The 18,044-nt window shown below is 68.0% G+C and carries 19 protein-coding genes; 6 read left to right on the top strand and 13 right to left on the bottom strand.

Annotated features, from left to right (window positions below; translation table 11 throughout):
- The 11 genes from pdxT to G6N53_RS16370 form a co-directional block, all read right to left on the bottom strand.
- Complete coding sequence (gene pdxT, locus G6N53_RS16420) at nt 1-594, bottom strand: pyridoxal 5'-phosphate synthase glutaminase subunit PdxT (protein ID WP_163890105.1); 594 nt, start codon at nt 592-594, stop codon at nt 1-3.
- Nucleotides 591-1,439, bottom strand: coding sequence for an acyl-CoA thioesterase II (gene tesB, locus G6N53_RS16415; RefSeq protein WP_163890103.1), 849 nt, complete (start codon nt 1,437-1,439; stop codon nt 591-593). Before tesB ends, pdxT begins: the two co-directional genes overlap by 4 nt.
- Nucleotides 1,440-1,448: 9 nt before the next feature.
- Entirely contained in the window at nt 1,449-2,357 is a 909-nt protein-coding gene (gene pdxS / locus G6N53_RS16410; RefSeq protein WP_205390568.1) for a pyridoxal 5'-phosphate synthase lyase subunit PdxS, read from the bottom strand.
- Nucleotides 2,358-2,455: 98 nt separating this feature from the next.
- Nucleotides 2,456-3,499, bottom strand: coding sequence for an NUDIX hydrolase (locus G6N53_RS16405; RefSeq protein WP_163890099.1), 1,044 nt, complete (start codon nt 3,497-3,499; stop codon nt 2,456-2,458).
- The gene (locus G6N53_RS16400) at nt 3,496-4,653 is read right to left on the bottom strand and encodes a glycosyltransferase family 4 protein (RefSeq protein WP_163890097.1); all 1,158 of its coding nucleotides are present in this window, start codon (nt 4,651-4,653) and stop codon (nt 3,496-3,498) included. Before G6N53_RS16400 ends, G6N53_RS16405 begins: the two co-directional genes overlap by 4 nt.
- Nucleotides 4,653-5,609, bottom strand: coding sequence for a phosphatidylinositol mannoside acyltransferase (locus tag G6N53_RS16395; RefSeq protein ID WP_163890095.1), 957 nt, complete (start codon nt 5,607-5,609; stop codon nt 4,653-4,655). The genes G6N53_RS16400 and G6N53_RS16395 overlap by 1 nt, the downstream gene beginning before the upstream one ends.
- Nucleotides 5,606-6,277, bottom strand: a complete 672-nt coding sequence (gene pgsA / locus G6N53_RS16390) for a phosphatidylinositol phosphate synthase (protein WP_163890093.1) — start codon at nt 6,275-6,277, stop codon at nt 5,606-5,608. Before pgsA ends, G6N53_RS16395 begins: the two co-directional genes overlap by 4 nt.
- Nucleotides 6,274-6,825: an ATP adenylyltransferase gene (locus G6N53_RS16385; protein ID WP_163890091.1), complete on the bottom strand. Its 552-nt coding sequence runs from the start codon at nt 6,823-6,825 to the stop codon at nt 6,274-6,276. The genes pgsA and G6N53_RS16385 overlap by 4 nt, the downstream gene beginning before the upstream one ends.
- A 1-nt stretch (nt 6,826) precedes the next feature.
- Entirely contained in the window at nt 6,827-8,899 is a 2,073-nt protein-coding gene (gene thrS / locus G6N53_RS16380) for a threonine--tRNA ligase (protein ID WP_163890089.1), read from the bottom strand.
- A gap of 88 nt (nt 8,900-8,987) precedes the next feature.
- On the bottom strand, nt 8,988-9,416 hold the full coding sequence (locus tag G6N53_RS16375) for a TIGR02611 family protein (RefSeq protein ID WP_163890087.1): 429 nt from the start codon (nt 9,414-9,416) through the stop codon (nt 8,988-8,990).
- A complete protein-coding gene (locus G6N53_RS16370) occupies nt 9,413-10,042 on the bottom strand; it encodes a PaaI family thioesterase (protein ID WP_163890085.1) in 630 nt (209 codons plus the stop codon). The genes G6N53_RS16375 and G6N53_RS16370 overlap by 4 nt, the downstream gene beginning before the upstream one ends.
- A gap of 146 nt (nt 10,043-10,188) precedes the next feature.
- On the opposite strand from G6N53_RS16370, the gene G6N53_RS16365 reads away from it, so the two are divergent.
- The 5 genes from G6N53_RS16365 (at nt 10,189) to dosR (ending at nt 14,146) form a co-directional block, all read left to right on the top strand.
- Nucleotides 10,189-10,686 (top strand): DUF1990 domain-containing protein, encoded by a 498-nt coding sequence (locus G6N53_RS16365; protein ID WP_163890083.1) that lies wholly within the window; start codon nt 10,189-10,191, stop codon nt 10,684-10,686.
- A 111-nt stretch (nt 10,687-10,797) separates the two neighbouring features.
- Entirely contained in the window at nt 10,798-11,505 is a 708-nt protein-coding gene (locus tag G6N53_RS16360) for a GAF and ANTAR domain-containing protein (RefSeq protein ID WP_163895960.1), read from the top strand.
- A gap of 143 nt (nt 11,506-11,648) precedes the next feature.
- Nucleotides 11,649-12,638 carry an Acg family FMN-binding oxidoreductase gene (locus tag G6N53_RS16355; RefSeq protein WP_163890081.1) on the top strand — a complete coding sequence of 330 codons (990 nt, stop codon included), beginning with the start codon at nt 11,649-11,651 and terminating at the stop codon, nt 12,636-12,638.
- On the top strand, nt 12,638-13,456 hold the full coding sequence (locus G6N53_RS16350) for a universal stress protein (RefSeq protein ID WP_163890078.1): 819 nt from the start codon (nt 12,638-12,640) through the stop codon (nt 13,454-13,456). Before G6N53_RS16355 ends, G6N53_RS16350 begins: the two co-directional genes overlap by 1 nt.
- A 30-nt stretch (nt 13,457-13,486) precedes the next feature.
- Nucleotides 13,487-14,146, top strand: a complete 660-nt coding sequence (gene dosR, locus G6N53_RS16345; RefSeq protein ID WP_163890076.1) for a hypoxia response regulator transcription factor DosR/DevR — start codon at nt 13,487-13,489, stop codon at nt 14,144-14,146.
- 12 nt (nt 14,147-14,158) lie between these two features.
- Here the strand turns inward: dosR and G6N53_RS16340 are convergent, their stop codons facing one another.
- Both G6N53_RS16340 and G6N53_RS16335 read right to left on the bottom strand, forming a co-directional pair.
- Complete coding sequence (locus tag G6N53_RS16340; RefSeq protein WP_163890074.1) at nt 14,159-15,151, bottom strand: Acg family FMN-binding oxidoreductase; 993 nt, start codon at nt 15,149-15,151, stop codon at nt 14,159-14,161.
- Nucleotides 15,152-15,237: 86 nt separating this feature from the next.
- Nucleotides 15,238-16,917, bottom strand: coding sequence for a glycoside hydrolase family 13 protein (locus tag G6N53_RS16335; protein ID WP_163890073.1), 1,680 nt, complete (start codon nt 16,915-16,917; stop codon nt 15,238-15,240).
- A 99-nt stretch (nt 16,918-17,016) separates the two neighbouring features.
- Between G6N53_RS16335 and G6N53_RS16330 the strand changes: the two genes are divergently transcribed.
- Nucleotides 17,017-18,039: a LacI family DNA-binding transcriptional regulator gene (locus G6N53_RS16330; protein WP_163890070.1), complete on the top strand. Its 1,023-nt coding sequence runs from the start codon at nt 17,017-17,019 to the stop codon at nt 18,037-18,039.
- Nucleotides 18,040-18,044 lie beyond the last annotated feature (5 nt).

The following is an 18,044-nucleotide window of genomic DNA, read 5'->3' as shown; positions in this document are numbered from 1 at the left end:
TCAGGCGCGGCCGGTGACCATGTCGACGAACAGCGCATGCACCCGGCCGTCACCGGTGACCTCTGGATGAAACGCCGTGGCGAGGGTGCGCCCCTGCCGCACCGCCACGACATGGTCGGCGGCGCGTGCCAGCACCTGCACCTCGGATCCGACACGTTCGACCCACGGCGCCCGGATGAACACCGCGTGCACCGGCCCGTCGAGCCCGTCGAAGGCGATATCGTCCTCGAACGAGTCAACCTGACGACCGAAAGCGTTGCGGCGCACCGTCATATCTATCGCCTTCAGGGGTACGGCGTCCCGGCCGGCCACCCCGGCGTCGAGGATCTCGCTGGCGAGCAGGATCATCCCGGCACACGATCCGTAGGCGGGCATGCCGTCGGCCAGTCGGGCCCGCAACGGGTCGAGGAGTTCGAACTCGCGCAGCAGGTGGCTCATCGTGGTGGACTCACCGCCCGGAATCACCAGCGCCTCCACCGAGTCGAGTTCACCGCCCCGGCGCACCGTGACCGCGTCGGCTCCGGCGGCCCGCAACGCCGCGAGGTGCTCACGGGTGTCGCCCTGCAACGCGAGCACACCGATTCGAGTGCTCACCCGCGTCCCGGCGTGAAATCGCGGGGGTAGCGGGTCAACCCCTCCTGCATCACCGCCGCAACCATCTCGCCGTACTGGTTGTAGATCTTGCCCTGGGTCAACGACCGCCCACCGCAGGCCGATGGGGACGACTGGTCGTAGAGCAGCCACTCGTCGGCGCGGAACGCGCGCATGAACCACATCGCGTGGTCCAGCGACGCCACCATCAGGTGCTTTCGCTCCTCGGGGTGGTTGACCTGAGCCGAGCCGAGCAGCGTCAGGTCGCTCATGTAGGCCAGCGCGCAGATGTGCAGGACATGGTCGTCCGGCAACGGGTCGCGGTGCCGGAACCACACCTGCTGTTGAGAGGCTTTGCCCTCACGTACCCCGAGGAGTTCGCGGGGCACGATCCGCACGTCCCATTCGTCGAACTGGCGGAAACTGGCGTCGTCGAACACCTTGCTGGCGGACTTGAAGTCAGGGATGTCGTCGGGCGGTGGAGCGGCGGGCATCGTGTTCTGATGCTCGATGCCGCTCTGGTCGGTCTGGAACGACGCCGACATCGAGAAAATGGTCTCGCCGTGCTGGATCGCGGTCACCCGGCGGGTGCAGAAGGAGCCGCCATCGCGGATCCGCTCGACGGTGTACACCGACGGCGACCGGGCGTCACCGGCGCGCAGGAAGTACCCGTGCAGGGAGTGCACCTGGAACTTCGGGTCGACGGTGCGCACCGCGGAGACCAGCGACTGGCCCGCGACATGGCCGCCGAACGTGCGCTGCAGGAAACCGGACTCCGGGCTGAAAACGCCGCCGCGATAGATGTTGACCTCGATCTTCTCCAGATCGAGGATCTCTTCGATCGCCACCGTTGAGTTCTACCAGCCGCGTTCGGCGAGCCGATGCGGGGCTGCGATGCCCTCCACGTTGATGCCGACCATGGCCTCCCCCAGCCCACGGGACACCTTCGCCAGCACGTCGGGATCGTCGTGGAACGTGGTGGCCTTGACGATCGCAGCCGCGCGCTGCGCCGGGTCGCCGGACTTGAAGATGCCCGAGCCGACGAACACGCCTTCCGCGCCGAGCTGCATCATCATCGCCGCGTCCGCCGGGGTGGCGATGCCACCCGCGGTGAACAGTGTGACCGGCAGCTTGCCGGCCCGGGCGACTTCGACCACCAGGTCAAAGGGTGCCTGCAATTCCTTTGCGGCGACGTATAGTTCGTCTTCGGACAGCGACGTGAGACGACGGATCTCGCCACCGATCTTGCGCATGTGGGTGGTGGCGTTGGAGACGTCGCCGGTGCCGGCCTCACCCTTGGAACGGATCATCGCCGCGCCTTCGGTGATGCGCCGCAGCGCCTCGCCCAGGTTGGTGGCCCCGCACACGAACGGCACGGTGAACTTCCACTTGTCGATGTGGTTGGCGTAGTCGGCGGGCGTCAGCACCTCGGACTCGTCGACGTAGTCGACGCCCAGGCTCTGCAGGATCTGCGCCTCCACGAAATGACCGATACGCGCCTTGGCCATCACCGGGATGGTGACCGCATCGATGATGCTCTCGATCATGTCGGGGTCGCTCATCCGCGACACCCCGCCCTGCGTCCTGATGTCGGCGGGGACGCGCTCCAGCGCCATCACGGCCACCGCACCGGCGGACTCGGCGATGCGGGCCTGCTCCGGGGTGACGACGTCCATGATGACGCCACCCTTGAGCATCTCGGCCATACCGCGCTTGACCCGCGCAGTCCCGCGGGCGGGCGGTGCCCCCAGGCCTTCCCCAGGCATTTCGGATTCCACCGTGATCTCCTTCAATCGCTACTGATCCAGTCTAAGGGCGGCGGCAAATCCATTGATCCGGTGTACGCCGCCGTGACGAGCCGCCGTCACCGGATCGGCCGCAACGGCCTCTCGGTCGCCACGTCCGATGCGTCGGCCAGCGCATTCGCCTCGCCCAGGAGCTCGCCCAACTGCAGCGGGTACACCGTCTCACCACCGGCGACCAGTTCGTCGATCATTGTCGCATCGCACCACCGGTGGTCGGTGATGTAGGTCCGCTCCAGGCCGGAGCGCCCCGATTCGGACGGCTCGAACCGCCTCGTCCGGTGGACGAAGTAGATCTCCTCACTGCGGATCACCGAGCCGTTGAAGTCGATGACGGCGTCGCGACGCCACACCGGACCGACCAGATCCTCGGCGGTCACCTTCAGCCCGGTCTCCTCCTCGAGTTCGCGGGCCGCCGTCTGCGCCAGCGACTCCCCGACCTGGGCAGCGCCTCCGATGGTGAACCACCACCGGGGGGCCGACGCGGCACTGGCGGGGACCGCAGGATCGGAGCCGCGCAGCAGCAGCACGGAGCCGTCATCGTCGAGCAGCACCACACGTGCAGATGTCCGCCGGTTCGCAGGCACCGTCTCACGGGGCGACACCTCGCCGCCCTCGGAGATCTCGAAATAGGTTGGCAATGCGGCGGTCCCACCGAGCCGCAGAATGCGGACGGCGGGGCGTTCGCGCAGGGCCAGCGTGTCGCGGACGGCGTCGTTGTGGAAGCGGCGCGCCAGCAGCACGCGCGCCTCCGCGTCGGCCAGCTCGGCGATCAACGCCACAGGCAGCCACGCCGGATCAACCTGGGCCAGCGCCCAGGACAGCTCGTTTTCGGCCGTTTCCCTGCCTGACCGCGGCGCCCTCTCGGCGGCGTCCGCAAGCGCAGCCAGGCGCCTGCCTTCCGGTCCCCGGCCGTAGGCGTCGACGGCGACCGCTCGTGCCACCACCGCTCTGCGGGCCAGCGCCCCGTCGAGTGCCTGCCACGACAGGTCGTAGCGCACGTGCAACCTGTCGAGACGGTTTGCGGTCTGGAACGCCCAGACACCCACCACCAGAACGGCCGCGACCAGCACAGCGATCAGGACCGCGGTGACCCACGGAATCAAGTTGTTCTCCCCGTGGCTTCTCGATTACCCGCCACCTGCACCTTCGTGCCCGATCCTGCGACCGTCTCGTAGACCCGCATGATCTGCTCGCCGACGACCGACCAGTCGTAGCGCTGCACCGACACCGCTGCGAAGTCGATGTAGCGCTGCCGGACGACGTCATCGGCGAGAACCTCGATCAGCCCGGCGGCCAGCCCGGCAGGGTCGTCGACAGGGACCAACCGCCCAGCCTCGCCGTCCGCGAGTACCCGCCGGAACGCGTCGAGGTCACTGGCCACGACTGCGGTCCCGGCGGCCATCGCCTCCACCAGGACGATGCCGAAGCTCTCCCCGCCGGTGTTGGGTGCGCAGTACACGTCTGCGCTGCGCATCGCCGAGGCCTTGCCGGCATCGTCGACCTGGCCCAGGAACCGCAGCCGATCGGCCAGCGGGCCCGCCGCGGCGCGCAGCTCGGCCTCGTCGCCTCGGCCCACCACGAGGATCTCGATGTCGGCGAACCGCTCGACGAGCGCGGGCAGCGCACCGAGCAGCACCGCCATCCCCTTGCGGGGTTCATCAAAACGCCCCAGGAACAGCACGGTCTTGCCGGCACGCGGGTATCCCGGCAGCCGTGGCGCCGTCGCGAACGACCCGACATCCACTCCGTTCGGAATCTCCACGGCGTCGCTGCCCAGAGCTTCCATCTGCCAGCGCCGAGCCAGATCCGAGACTGCGATCCGGCCGACGATCTTCTCGTGCATCGGCCGGAGGAACGGCTCGAACACCGACAGCGTCAGTGACTTCGTCGTCGAGGTGTGAAATGTCGCGACGATCGGCCCCTCGGCAATGTTGAGCGCCAACATCGACAGGCTGGGGGCGTTCGGCTCGTGCAGGTGCAGGACGTCGAACTCCCCCTGCTGGAGCCATTTCTTGACCCTGCGATGGGTGGCCGGTCCGAAACGCAGTCGGGCCACCGACCCGTTGTAGCGGATCGGGATGGCCCTGCCCCCGGACACCACGTAGTCCGGAAGGGAGCCGTGCACGCCGGCCGAGGCCGGCGCCAGCACGCTGACGTCGTGGCCGCGGCGGTGCATCACCTCGGCGAGCTGCAGCACGTGCGATTGCACGCCGCCGGGGACATCGAACGAGTACGGGCAGACCATGCCGATGCGCATCAGGTGGCCTCCAACCGGGCCCTGCGCTCCTCCGACAGGTCGGCGACCCACTGCGGCTGCATCATGTGCCAATCGGCCGGGTGCGCGGCGATGTTCACGGCGAACCGGTCCGCCAACGCCTGGGTGATGGCCACCAGGTCGCCCGACGAAGTGTTCACCTCCGGGTAGACCCGCATGCCCCAGCCCTGGCCCTCGAACCAGCAGTGCACCGGAAACAGCGCCGCCCCGGTCTGGACGGCCAGCCTGGCCGGGCCTGCGGGCAGCCGGCTCGCCTCACCGAAGAAGTTCACCTGCACTCCGGTGCGGGTCATGTCACGGTCGGCCATCAGGCACACCACGCCGTTGTCGCGGAGCCGGTCACAGAGCACCTCGAAGGGCGGCCTCTCGCCTCCCGACAACGGCACCACTTCGAATCCCAACCGCTCCCGGTAGGCCAGGAAGCGGTGGTAGAGCGATTCGGGCTTGAGGCGCTCGGCGACGGTGGCGAAGGTGCCGTGGTTCTGCACCAGCCACACCCCGGCCATGTCCCAGTTGCCGCTGTGTGGCAGCGCCAGCACCGCCCCGCGGCCCTGCTCCAACGCCGTCCACAGCAGGTCGATGCCCTGGACACTCAGTTGTGCGCCCAGTTTTGCGTGATCCATCGACGGCAATCGGAACGCCTCCCGCCAGTATCGGGCGTAAGAGGCGAGCGAAGCACGGATCAGCGCATCCGGCACCTGCTCGGGAGCCGCCCCGATCACCCGGGCCAGGTTCCTGCGCAACTGGTCGGGACCGCCGTTACGCGCCGCGAGTTGGGCGCCGAAACCGAACGCATTGCGCGCCACGACCTCCGGAGCCGCGCGGACCAACCGCCACCCGGTCGCATAACCCCAGTCGGCGAGATGGCCACCCCAGGAGCCGGGGGGGCTGAGAAAGGCGCCGCGATCGGTGTTGGCACCGGCCGGGTGCTTCGTCATTGTTCCCCGGACTCGGGTTTCTCACCGCTGTCGGTGACCGTGAGCCGATCCATCGCCCCCGTCGAGGTCCGCACGCTGTGCAACCGTTGCCCGACCGTCACCACGCTGGCCACCGCCAGCGCCCACATCGCGGCGTCGAGCACCCACGGCAGCGGGACGAACGGCAGATCGGACAGCCAGGCACCGAGCAGGATGATCACCAGCCGCTCGGGTCGCTCGATGATGCCGCCGTCGCCGGTCAGCCCGCTGGCTTCCGCGCGGGCCTTGATGTAGGAGATCACCTGCGACGACACCAGGCAGATCATCGTGGCGACCACCAGCGCGGCATTCTCGAGTCCGAACGCCGCCCACCAGAGCAACCCGCAGAACACCGCGCCGTCGCTGATCCGGTCGCAGGTGGCGTCGAGGACCGACCCGAAGCGGGTGCCGCCACCACGTTCGCGGGCCATCGCCCCGTCGAGCATGTCGGCGAGGACGAAGAACGCGACGACGAACGCACCCGCGAACAGCTGCCCGATCGGGAACAGCGTGAGCGCGCCCAGCACCGCACCCGCGGTGCCGAGGATGGTCACGCTGTCGGGCGTCAACCCCAGGCGCAGCGCCCCTTTGGCCACCGGCCGCGACAGCTTCGCGTACGCCGCGCGGGTCATCAGGTAGAAGTCACTCACCGCTGGTTTTCCCACTCGGTGGCCAACAGCTGGCGGGTGTCCCGCAGCAACTGCGGGATGACCTTGGAATCCCCGATGATCGTGATGAAGTTGGCGTCACCGCCCCACCGCGGAACCACATGCATGTGCAGGTGCTCGGCCAGGCTGCCGCCCGCCGAGTGACCGAGGTTGAGGCCGACGTTGAACCCGTGGGGCTGCGAAACCGCCTTGATGACCCGGATCGCCTTCTGCGCGAAAGCCATCAGCTCGGCGCCCTCCTCGACGGTGAGATCCTCGAGCTCGGACACCCGGCGGTAGGGCACCACCATCAGATGACCAGGGTTGTACGGGTACAGATTGAGCACGGCGTAGACCAGCTCGCCCCGGGCCACGACCAGGCCGTCCTCGTCGGACATCGTGGGGATGTCGCTGAACGGCTCGGTGGTGGTGGCGCGACCGGTCTTCATCGGCGCCTCGGCGATGTAGGACATCCGGTGTGGCGTCCACAGCCGCTGCAGGTGGTCCGGGTCGCCGACGCCGCGGTCTACGATCGTGTCCTCCGGATCCACGTCACCCCTCGCCTGCAACAGGGCCGTCCGAGCCGAGGACGACGAGTTCCGCGGTGGGCGTGGCGTTCTCCCGGCGCGCCACCCAGTCGACGATGGCCGCGATCGCGACGTCGCACGGAACTGCGTTGATCTGCGTGCGGTCACCGAACCGGAACGACACCGCGCCCGCTTCCACATCGCGGTCGCCCGCGAGCAGCATGAACGGCACCTTCTGATTGGTGTGGTTGACGATCTTCTTGGCCATCCGATCGTCGCTGGCGTCGACCTCGGCACGGATGCCGTGCTTGCGCAGCCTGGTCACCACGTCGTCGAGGTAGTCGACGTGGCCGTCGGCGACCGGGATGGCCACCACCTGCACCGGCGCCAGCCAGGCCGGGAACGCGCCCGCATAGTGCTCGGTGAGGATGCCGAAGAACCGCTCGATGGAGCCGAACAGCGCGCGATGGATCATCACCGGACGTTGCCGGCTGCCGTCCGCGGCGGTGTACTCGAGTTCGAAGCGCTCGGGGAAGTTGAAGTCCAGTTGGATGGTCGACATCTGCCAACTGCGGCCGAGCGCGTCGCGGGCCTGCACCGAGATCTTCGGGCCGTAGAAGGCCGCACCGCCCGGATCGGGAACCAGTTCCAGACCGGACTCGGCGGCCACCTGCGCGAGGGTGTTGGTGGCCTCTTCCCAGATCTCATCGGAGCCGACGAACTTCTTCGGGTCCTTCGTGGAGAGCTCCAGGTAGAAATCCTGCAGGCCGTAGTCGCTGAGCAGGTCGAGGATGAACTGCAGCAGCGAGGCGAGCTCGCCGCGCATCTGATCGCGGGTGCAGAAGATGTGCGCATCGTCCATCGTCAGCCCACGCACCCGGGTCAGGCCGTGCACCACACCCGACTTCTCGTACCGGTAGACCGCGCCGAACTCGAAGGCGCGCAACGGAAGCTCGCGATACGACCGGCCCCGCGCCCGGAATATCAGACAGTGCATCGGGCAGTTCATCGGCTTGAGGTAGTAGTCCTGTCCGGGCTTGCGGACAGTGCCGTCATCGTTGAGCTCGGCATCGATGTGCATCGGCGGGAACATCCCGTCCGCGTACCAGTCGAGGTGCCCGGAGGTGTGGAACAGCTGCGCCTTGGTGATGTGTGGGGTGTTGACGAACTCGTACCCGGCCTCGATGTGCTTGCGGCGGGAATAGTCCTCCAGCTCGCGCCGCACGATGCCGCCCTTGGGGTGGAAGACCGGAAGACCCGATCCGATCTCGTCGGGAAAGCTGAACAGGTCGAGCTCCGCACCGAGGCGGCGGTGATCGCGACGCTGAGCCTCCTCGAGCAGTTCGAGGTGCCGGTCGAGTGCTTCCTGCGACTCCCACGCCGTGCCGTAGATGCGCTGCAGGCTCGCGTTGTCCTGATCGCCACGCCAGTAGGCGGCCGAACTGCGGGTCAACTTGAACGCCGGGATGTAGCGGGTGGTGGGGATGTGCGGGCCGCGGCACAGGTCACCCCAAACCCGTTCGCGGGTACGGGGATTGAGATTGTCGTAAGCAGTCAGCTCGTCCCCACCGACCTCCATGACGTCGGGGTCACCGGACTTGTCGTCGATGAGTTCGAGCTTGTACGGCTCGCCGGCGAGCTCTTCGCGGGCGGCGTCCTTGGACTCGTACACCCGCCGCGAGAACAGCTGGCCGTCCTTGACGATCTGGCGCATCCGCTTCTCGAGCGCCTCGAGATCCTCCGGGGTGAACGGTTCGGCGACCTCGAAGTCGTAATAGAACCCGTCGGTGATCGGGGGACCGATGCCGAGCCGGGCGTCGGGGAACAGCGCCTGCACCGCCTGGGCGAGGACGTGGGCGGCCGAATGGCGGATGACGCTTCGTCCGTCCTCGGTGTCGGCCGCCACGGGTGTGACCTCGACCTCGACGTCGGGCACCCACGACAGGTCGCGCAGTCGCCCGTCGGCATCGCGCACGACGACCACGGCGTCGGACGCTCCCCTGGCCGGCAAGCCGGCGTCACGTACCGCCTGCCCTGCGGTCGTCCCGGCAGCGACCCGGATCGGGGCTGCTGGGGCGGTGCTGGCGGGGGCGCTCATCGCGGGCTCTCCAAACTCTCGAGAAAATCGGTGGTGTGTCGGGCGGCGGTCGGGCCGCTGACCGCGACCATGCTATCGGGGCCTACCCTCACACCCCGATACCAATAGGACTATCCAGCCACTTGTGCTCGATGTTCACCAATTCCCCTGCCCAGTCGAGCGCACCGATGACCCACAACGTCAGCACAGTGATCGCGAAAGTGAACACCGCACCCAGCACCTTCACCCACAGGCCTTGGCGTTTGAACCAGTCCATCGTGGCGTCGTAGCGGGTGCGGGCGTAGGCCAGCAGTCTGCGTGCCCAGTCGAACTCGGTGGCCAGGATCGCCAGGCCGACGAACACGATCGCCCAGCCCGGGCCGGGGTAAGGGATCGCGATGATGCCGACGGCGAGGACCAGTAGACCGACCACCCCGACTGTGACGCGGTAAACCAGGTCGGCGACGCGCCGTTCCCGCAGACCGTCGCGCCAGCGCGCCCACCGCCGGGTCAGCAGCACCAGCCGCCCGTCGCTCACGGCTGACCGGCTTTCAACGTGACGAACAGGGCGTGCGCTTCGGCGACCACGTCGTCTCCGTCGAGGATCCGGCCGGAGACGAAGATCTTGCGACCCTCCATCGAGTCGATGCCGGCGTCGACCCGGAGCTGCTTTTCCACCGGGGCGATGTTGCGGTAGTCGACGTGCAGGAACGCGGTGCGCTGCGCGCGGCTGCGGCTGAGTTTGAACGCGGTGAATCCGAGCAGCGAATCGAACAGCAACGCGACGGCGCCACCATGGGCGGCTCCGTTGCGACCGAGGTAGTAGCGGCGGAACAGGGCGGTGCCTGCGACCCGGCCGTCGTCGGTGACGTGCAACTCCGTCGGCACCTGCAGGATGTTGCCGCGGTTGGGCAGGTCCATCCGGCGTCCCGACGGGGACGACCATTCGTCGGCGTCGTATGGCGCGAGCAGCTGCGAGGCCTTCTCGAGCAGGTCGGCGGCTTCGGTGATCACCTCGTCGGGCGCGTCGGCAGCGCGCGCATGGTCCTGCAGCGAACGCACGGCCTCGACTAATCGCCCGTAGTCCGGTCCCCCACCACGGGTGGGTTCCGGCGGATTGAATCCCCCACCTGCGTGCACATCGACGGATTCGTGGGCGCTCACCCGCTTACCGTATTGGTTGGCTCATGTGTCGGCTGCCCCGGCTTTGCTCAACGTGTCGAATTCGGCGTCGGTTCACAGTGAGGTCGCCGAGGGAGAAGGTCGAGTCACGGGGACGACGCTACGCCGACGGTGACAAGCTGACATCTGTGAAACTGAGCGCCCTGGCCGGCAAGCCGCTGACCTACGCCGAGGTCGGGGCGACCGCGGGTCCGATGCCGTCCGGATACCACCACCTGCACAAGTCGTCGGTGATCGGTCGCGGCCGGGACCGATTCGCCGAGGCCGCCGCCCGGGGGATGCGCTGGGGCATGCTGCGCGGCGCGGGGCTGCGGGTGGAGGCGACGGCGCCGGTCGCCGCAGTCGGCGCCGAGGTGCTGGTCCACCTCGGACCGGTTGTCGCGCCGTGCCGGGTCGTCTACGTCGTCGACGAGCCCGACCGCCGCGGTTTCGCCTACGGGACGCTTCCCGGCCACGCTGAATCCGGTGAGGAACTGTTCCTGGTCCGCTACGACCCGGCCACCGACACCGTCATCGCCGAGGTGATCGCGTTCTCGCGGCATGCGACGTGGTGGAGCCGGTTGGGCTCCCCGGTCACCTCGCTGGTGCAGCGCCGGGTCACCGATCGCTACCTCCGCGCCCTGTGATCGGCCCCCGCGCGGTCACAGACTCGAAATCGTCATGCATGGGGCCATTTGCGGTGGTCACAGGTATCCTGAACACCGATAAGGCGGCTCGATACCAAACGGACGGTGACGGTGAACGATAAAGCCGGGTTGGAGGCTGCGCATCTGCGTGTCGCTGAGCTGGTGCAGGGGCTGCACAGCAGGCCAGACACCGATTCCGACACCGTGGTGGCAGAGCTGGCCGAACATGCCGCCGTGGAGATCCCAGGTGCGCAGTACGCCGGGATCACCCTCACCCGCAGTGTCAAGAAGGTCGACACCCCGGCGGCATCGCACCACTGGCCGCTGCTTCTCGACAAGATCCAGGAACGCCATCAGGAGGGCCCCTGCCTGACGGCGGCGTGGGACGAGAAGATCATCCACGTTGTCGACCTCGAGACCGATGAACGCTTCCCGAAGTACCGCCGTGATGCGTTGGCCGAGACCCCCATTCGGTCGATCATGGCGTTTCAGATGTTCATCGCAGGTGAGACGGTCGGCGCATTGAACGTCTTCTCCGAGCAACCCGGCGCCTTCACCGCCGACTCGCGTGACCTGGGCCGGGTCTTTGCAGCGCACTCGTCGGTGGCATGGAACTCGGCGCGACGCGACGAGCAGTTCCGCCGGGCGTTGTCCAGCCGCGACATCATCGGCCAGGCCAAGGGCATGGTCATGGAGCGCTACGGCGTGAACGCCGTCCAGGCGTTCGAGCTGTTGCGCAAGCTGTCACAGGATTCGAACGTGCCGTTGATCAAGGTCGCCACCAACCTGGTCGAGGACGCGCAGTCATCGGTGGACTAGTCGGCCGAGCGCACGCAGTGGTGTTGCCGGGCAGCTGAGCATCACAGGCGCTGATGCCTGATCGCCCGCCGGTTGAGGACTATTGGCCCTGTCGGGTCCAGCTGAGTTCGGGCAATGCTGGCAGTGCACCGAACGGAGGCCCGATGCCCGCGACACACCCTCGCTGCGAGGTGATCGTCGACGCGCTGCAGCTGGCCTGCAGGGCACCTTCACTGCACAACAGTCAGCCGTGGCGCTGGATTGCCACCGACAACACCGTCGAACTGTTCGCCGACCCGGCCCGCCTGGTCCGGTCGGCCGACTCGACCGGCCGAGAAGCCCTCATCAGCTGCGGCGCCGTTCTTGATCATTTCCGCGTGGCGATGTCCGCTTCCGGTTGGGAGGCTGCGGTGCAACGCTTTCCCGACCCGGCCGACCCCCTACACCTCGCGACGATCGAGTTCACCCCAGCCGCGGTCTCGGACCAGCACAGGCGCCGAGCCGATGCGATCCTGCTGAGGCGCAGCGACCGGCTCCCGCTGGGTCCGCCGCCGGGCTGGGATGACCTGGCAGGCACTTTCGAGGAGCACACGGCACGCGGTGGGGTCCGGGTGGACGTCGTTGCCGACGAGTTCCGCAGCTCGGTGGCCGAGGCCTCCGATCTGGTCGAGGCACTGCGTATCCACGACGCCGAATACCATTCCGAGTTGTCCTGGTGGACTGCCGGTTTCGTGACCGATGAGGGCATCCCGCGGAGTTCTCTGGTCTCGGCGGCCGAAAGCGACCGCGTCGATGTCGGAAGAACGTTTCCCGTTGTCGTGCAGGCCGAGCGCCGCACCGAGGTCGACCACGACCAGTCGAAGATCCTGGCGATTTCGACCGAGGAAGACTCCAGCAGGAGCGTATTGCACTGTGGTGAAGTGCTTTCCGCAGTCCTGCTGGATGCTGCGGCAGCGGGGTTGTCCACGTGCACCTTCAGCCACATCACCGAGGTCCCGACGGGTCGCGACATCATCGCCTCACTCCTCCCGGGCGGCGGCATCCCGCAAGCACTTGTGCGGGTGGGCCTCGCGCCGTCGTTGGACGCCACACCTCCCCCGACTCCGCGCCGCCCGGTTGAACAGGTACTTCAATTGCGCAGGGGGCCAGAGTGATGGATCAGAGCCGAACATCCGGTGTCGTGGTCGGCGTCGACGGCTCCGCGGCTGCGGTCGAGGCCGCCCTGTGGGCGACCGACGAAGCGATCGCGCTCGGTGTTCCGTTGCGATTGGTCCACGTGATCGAACCGACCGAGCAGATGACCATCGATGTGCACGAACAAGCCCACCGAGTCGCGACGGCCGAGGCCGCGGTGCGCTCGGCCCTTGCTGCGGTCGAGGCGACCGAGCGTCCTGTCAAGGTCGACATGGAAATCCTCGAGGGGCGACCGGTCGAGGCGCTGCTGGGAGCGGCACAATCCGCGGTGCTGCTGTGTGTGGGGGCGCGGGGCCTCAAGCACGCCACCCGCGGGCGCATCGGGTCCACCGCGGCAGCGCTGTCGGCTGCCGCCCGCTGCCCGGTGGCGATCGTGCGGACGCATCGTCCCCACGACAGCGCCACCGACCGCGCGGTGGTCATCGAGATCGGCGACGCGGCCGAGGGCGACACGGTGCTGCAGCGTGGCCTCGATGAAGCACGGCGGCGCCAGGCTGCAGTCCGGGTCCTGGCGCCCGTCGGGGGCGTTTCCGACTCCCGGTCCCAGCGGCGGTTGGCCGAATGGCAGCACCGCTACCCCGATCTGGACATCACGTCGGTACCCAGCCGTGGCGATATCTTGGATTACCTCGCCGCACACGCCGACTCGATCCAACTCGTGGTCGCCGGTCGCGGACGAGCGGGTGGCGTGGCTGCGCTCGTCGGTCCGCCCGGCAATGCCGCGCTACGAGACAGCGACTGCTCGATACTGGTCTGTGAACCGCACAACGCACTGTGAACAGTGCCCGGAGAGGTGTGACATCGCAACATGGTGACCGTTTTCCTGGTCGACGACCACGAAGTCGTCAGGCGCGGCCTGATCGACCTGCTCAACAGCGACCCCGAACTCGATGTCGTCGGTGAAGCCGGTTCGGTGGGTGAAGCGCTGACACGGATCCCGGCGCTGCAACCCGACGTCGCCGTTCTCGACGTTCGTCTCCCTGACGGCAACGGCATCGAACTGTGCCGCGATCTGCTCTCCCGGCTGCCCGAACTACGCTGCCTGATGCTCACCTCGTTCACGTCGGATGAAGCCATGCTCGATGCGATCCTGGCCGGGGCCAGCGGGTATGTGGTCAAAGACATCAAGGGAATGGAACTGGCGAAGGCGATCAAGGAAGTCGGCGCCGGACGATCCCTTCTCGACAACCGCGCGGCGGCCGCGTTGATGGCCAGGCTCCGCGGGGAGGGTGACCGCTCCGATCCTCTTTCCGGTCTGACCGACCAGGAGCGGGTGCTTCTCGACCTGCTCGGTGAGGGTCTGACCAACAAACAGATCGCTGCGCGGATGTTCCTCGCGGAGAAGACGGTCAAGAACTACGTCTCCCGACTGTTGGCCAAACTCGGGATGGAACGTCGCACCCAGGCGGCGGTGTTCGTGTCCAGGCTCGACCGGCAGCACCACCCGGGTTCCGGGGGGCCCGCCTGAGAGATCACCGGCTCACGGCAGCGGCGAGCCATCAAGCCGCACAACGACATCCGACAGTGCACGGCGCGGCGTCGCAGGCAACGGATCAGCGTTGACCGGAGCCCACCCGATCCGAAGCAGCATCTGTGGATGTCCTTCGGCGCCGAAGACGTCGCTGCGCAGCACTTCCCGGGTCGCGGCGATCTCCAACGGCTCGGTGATCGGGCAGCTCGCCAAACCCAGCGCCGTGGCCGTCAGCAGCACAATACTGGTCGCCTCACCGGCACGCAGCCGGGACAACGGTTCGTCGTCAACCGTGCCGAGCGCAACGACGACGGCGTGTTCGTCCTCGGGATCGGTGTTCGGGACCTGTTCCAGCACACCGCCGGCGAACGTCCGCGTCGGAATCGGTCCGGTTCCGTCGGATCCAGGCACACTTTTTGCGGGCACCCCGGCCGTCGAGGCGTAACGACCACTCCAGGTGGCCAATTCGGCAAGGTACTCCTTGTCGGTGCCGTGCTGGAACGCGGCCTGGTTCACCACCCTCTTGAGTCCGTCGAGATCATCGACCCGACGCAGTGTCACCCCGGCCCGGGCCGCCCGCGCACCCATCAGCGCGACGTCACCCCGTGGTACCGGCCAGGGACTGTAGTGGCGCCGGTCGGTGCGCCGGCGCGGAATCGCCGCAGCCAGCGCCACGTCGAGGTCGGCGGGTGGATAGGGGTGCATCTGCAGGGCGGCGAGGTGGTCGGACTCGTCCGGGCGGGGAAATCGATGAACTTTGGTCTGCCAGCCCAGTGCGGCCAACGCCACCACGCAGTGATTCAACGCAGCTCCGCAGCTGAGCATGAGATCCCGGGCATCGGGATCGGTGTGGGGCAGCAGCAGTTCGCGGTTCGCGTACAGGTGCAGGCTGTCATGACCCAGCCGCCATTGCCAGGGCTGGGAGTTGTGCACCGACGGAGCACGGCCTGCCAGCGACAACGCAGACCGGATGGTGTCGAGGTCGGCAAAGTGACCGCTCATCGCGCCACCCCTTCGAAGTTGGTGTGCATCCAGGGTGCGCCACCGAGGCAGTCAGCAAGAGGGCACAAAGACCTCTCATCAGCCCCCTATCGGCGGGGCTCGGCAAACGTCAGCCACACGGCCGTGTCCGGGGGCAACACTCGGTCGACGCCCGGCGCTGACGACAGCACCACCGTTGCCACCTCCGGCAACCGGGCGTCGGTGTCACCGGTGTTGACCCAGCACTGGGTGCCGCCACGTTCGAACGCCGCCACCTGTGGGGCGACGTCCAGCCACTTGACGTCGCCGGCATCGCGCCACAGCGAGTGGCGCAACCGCAGTCCCGCGCGGTACAGGTTGAGCGTGGAGTCAGGATCACGGTCCTGCGCCTCGACGCTGTGCTCTGCCCAGTGCGCCGGCTGCGGCAGCCACGTCGCGGCGCCCTCGGCGGTCGCGAATCCGTACGGCACCGATGTCGCGGTCCACGGCAACGGGATTCGGCACCCGTCACGGCCGACGTCGGTGAAACCGGACTGGGCCCAGGTCGGATCCTGGCGCACCTCGTCGGGCAGGTCCTCGATCTCCTCGAGCGCCAGCTCTTCACCCTGGTACACATACGCGGTGCCGGGCAGTGCAAGCTGCAGCAGGGCCGCCGCGCGGGCACGTCTGCGCCCCAGGACGTGGTCAGGATCCTCATCACCCCACCGCCCGCGCTCCCAGTCCGCTCCGACCAGGTGGGTGGGCTGCGAGCGGGAGAACCGCGTCACCGTTCGGGTCACATCGTGGTTGGACAGCACCCAGGTCGGCGGGGCACCGACCGTGGCCGCGGCGGCGATGGCGTCGTCGACCACAGCACGTAGCAACTCGGCCCGCCACGGCGCGCGCAGGAAGTCGAACTGGAAGGCGGTGTGCAGCTCGTCGGGCCGCAGGTAACGGGCCAGCCGCTCATTGCTGGGAACCCAGGCTTCGGCGATGAAGATCCGCTCCGGCGAATAGCGTTCGGCCACCGACCGCCATCCCCGGTAGACCTCGTGCACGCCGTCCTGGTCCCAGGCGGGATGTCCCTCGCGGTGCTCGACGAGGGTCTGCGAGGTGTCGGCGACGCCACCCTCGTCGGGCAGCCCCGCTTCTTTGACCAGGCCGTGCGCCACGTCGATGCGGAAGCCGTCGACGCCGCGGTCGAACCAGAACGCCAGGATGTCCTCGAATTCGCGACGAACCTCGTCGTTGTCCCAGTTGAGGTCGGGCTGGCCGGGCGCAAACAGATGCAGGTACCACAGGGAGCCCGAGTCGTCACCGATTCTTGTCCACGCCGGCCCCCCGAACACGCTCTGCCAGTTGTTGGGCGGCAGATCGCCGGCGGTACCCCGACCGGGCCGAAAGTGGTAGCGCTGCCGGGCGCCGGGTTCATCGGCGAGCGCAGCGCGGAACCATGCATGCTCATCGGAGGTGTGGTTGGGCACGATGTCGAGCAGCACCCGCAGCCCCAGCGCGTGCGCCTCGGCGATCAGTGCCTGCGCCTCGTCCAATGTGCCGTAGGAAGGTTCGATGTCGCGGTAGTCGGCGACGTCGTAGCCCGCGTCGGCCATCGGTGAGGGATACCAGGGATTGATCCAGATGGCGTCGACACCCAACTGCGACAGGTAGGGCAGCCGAGCGCGCATCCCGGCGACATCGCCGATGCCGTCGCCGTTGCCGTCGGCGAAGCTGCGGATGTAGACCTGGTAGACGACGGCGGTCTGCCACCACGACGGGGCTGCGACGGGCACGGTTCTCCTCGGGTTCATTGCGTAAGCGTTTACGTCCCCAGAGTCCCGATAGACACGCATATTGTCAATCCGTATTGCGAGTACGTAAGTACTTACGTTGCGCTATCGTCGGGTTCGATGATCCCGAAACAAGCGGTCAACATGACCGACGTCGCACAGCGGTCGGGCGTCTCGATCGCGTCGGTGTCGCGTGCGCTGCGGGGCGAGAGCGGCGTCTCCCCCGCCACCCGGGAGCGAATCCTCACGGCGGCGCGCGAACTGGCCTATGTGGTCTCGCCCGAAGCGTCACGGCTGTCGGGCGGGCCCACGGGCCGCGTCGGCGTCGTGGTCCCCCGTGTCGACGCGTGGTTCTACTCGACCGTGCTCGCCGGGATCGCCGGCGAATTCGACGCGGTGGGGGTGGATCTGGTGCTTTGCGCGCTGCCCGATCATCCGGCGCGCCACCGGTTCTTCGAAGCGCTTCCGTTGCGCCGCAAGGTCGACGCGGTGGTCGTCGTCTCCGTCCCGTTGACCACCCGCGAGCGGTCCCGGCTCACCCAGCTCGGACTTCCCACGGTGTTCGTCGGCGGGCACCACCCCCGCGACGGTCAGCCGTGGGTCGGCATCGACGACGAGCTGGCCGCACAACAAGCCGTCGGGCATCTGCTGCGCATCGGCCACCGCGACATCGCGATGATCCAGGCCGGTGACAACGAGGGAATCCCCTGGGCCACCAACGAGGCCCGGATCCGCGGATTTCACCGGATGGTCAGCGAGGCAGGCTTGGGCGACTCGACCGTGGTGACCGTGGAATGGGGTATCGACGGCGGCGCGCGGGGCATGGAAACCCTGCTGAGCGGCCCGGAGCTGCCCTCCGCGGTCTTCTGCCACTCCGACGAGATCGCGCTGGGCGCGCTGCGCACCCTGCGGAGATCAGGAATCTCTGTCCCGCACCAAATCTCGGTGATCGGGGTCGACGACCACCCGTCCGCCGACCTGAGCGACCTGACAACGGTCGCGCAACCGGTCTGCCAACAGGGGCAGATCGCAGCGCGTCAGGTGCTCGCACACCTCGATCCCGACGCCGTGCAGGCGCCTGCGGAGGTGACGACGCTCCCTACCCGGCTGGTCGTCCGCGGATCCACCGCCCCGCCGCGCTGAGACCA

Source organism: Mycolicibacterium hippocampi, assembly GCF_010723735.1.
Classification (GTDB): Bacteria; Actinomycetota; Actinomycetes; order Mycobacteriales; family Mycobacteriaceae; genus Mycobacterium; species Mycobacterium hippocampi.
This window is presented reverse-complemented; position numbering and strand designations above follow the sequence as displayed.